Annotated in this window: 1 pseudogene; it reads left to right on the forward strand. The window is 42.6% G+C overall.

Annotated features, from left to right (window positions below):
* Positions 1-16: 16 nt before the first annotated feature.
* Positions 17-1,141: pseudogene (locus HT691_RS10730) on the forward strand (HAD-IC family P-type ATPase); the annotation flags it as partial.
* Between the last annotated feature and the right edge of the window lie 609 nt (positions 1,142-1,750).

A 1,750-nucleotide genomic window follows, 5' to 3' on the forward strand; every position in this document is an offset into this window, starting at 1 on the left:
TGAAAATGATTGAGTATCACGTGTCTTGGTCTTAGCTCTCAGTCAGGAGAAATTAGACCATCACAAACCACAGAAACCTTCTGATATTCAGGCTCTGGCCTTGTTGGAAATCTTGGACCCTATTCGAGAGGAAGCAGCAGAGACGCTGGACTATCTCCGTTCTCAGGAAGTGGGCCTCAAGATTATCTCTGGTGACAATCCCGTTACGGTGTCCAGCATTGCCCAGAAGGCTGGTTTTGCGGACTACCATAGCTATGTAGATTGTTCGAAAATCATCGATGAGGAATTGATGGCCATGGCGGAGGAGACAGCTATTTTCGGACGTGTTTCCCCTCATCAAAAGAAACTCATCATCCAAACGTTGAAAAAAGCGGGTCATACAACGGCTATGACAGGGGACGGGGTTAATGATATCTTGGCCCTTCGTGAGGCGGATTGTTCTATCGTGATGGCGGAGGGGGATCCAGCAACCCGTCAGATTGCCAATCTGGTTCTCTTGAACTCAGACTTTAATGATGTTCCTGAGATTCTCTTCGAGGGTCGTCGCGTGGTCAATAACATTGCCCATATCGCCCCGATTTTCTTGATAAAGACCATCTATTCCTTCCTGTTAGCAGTCATCTGTATTGCCAGTGCTTTACTAGGTCGGTCAGAGTGGATTTTGATTTTCCCCTTCATTCCGATCCAGATTACCATGATTGACCAGTTTGTGGAAGGTTTCCCACCATTCGTTCTGACTTTTGAGCGAAATATCAAACCTGTTGAGCCAAACTTCCTCAGAAGATCCATGCTTCGTGCCCTACCAAGCGCTCTCATGGTCGTGTTCAGCGTTCTTTTTGTGAAAATGTTTGGAAGTAGCCAAGGTTGGTCTGAGTTAGAAATCTCAACCCTCCTCTATTATCTACTTGGGTCTATCGGTTTCTTATCTGTATTTAGAGCCTGCATGCCATTTACCCTCTGGCGTGTCCTCTTGATTGTTTGGTCAGTAGGAGGCTTCCTAGCTACAGCTCTCTTCCCAAGAATTCAAAAATTACTTGAAATTTCGACCTTAACAGGACAAACATTACCTGTTTATGGTGTCATGATGTTGGTCTTTACCGTGATTTTCATCCTGACTAGTCGCTATCAAGGCAGAAAATAAAGAAAGGCTGCAATCTGTGGATTGCAGTTTTTTTATACGACGAGTCTATCGTATAGTGGATTGAATCTGGAATAGGACATCATAGCTACTAAAACATTTCTAATACTCTTCGAAAATCTCTTCAAACCACGTCAACGTCGCCTTACCGTACTCAAGTACGGCCTGCGGCTAGTTTCCTAGTTTGCTCTTTGATTTTCATTGAGTATAAAAATTAATTTGCCTTTCCTAATCGATTTGTTCATATATTATTTTAATATACTATAAATCTGATGTGCAAGGCCTACGTGTCTATTATCTATCGGTGAACCCAAGAGCGACCCTCAAGACTGTTTGTATTGAGGTAGCAGCTTCAAATGTATGTGGCTAGACTATTTGAAGTATGACGCAAGAAACAATACTCTTCGAAAATCACCAGAAAAGCTAGTTAAACTACTATCCTTCTGGTGATTTTGCTTAATTTCTGATGTTCGAGACATGATTGAGGAGATTTGTCTTGATTTTTTCCTAAAAAAGGGCAGACTCCTCCCTTGGTTTGATGCTCGATTTTTAAAATAAGGTGACTTATTCTGTTAGGCATGTTTTCCCCTGCTCTCTAGCTCTATATGGAAC

This window comes from Streptococcus sp. 477, from assembly GCF_013277295.1.
GTDB classification, from domain to species: Bacteria; Bacillota; Bacilli; order Lactobacillales; family Streptococcaceae; genus Streptococcus; species Streptococcus pseudopneumoniae.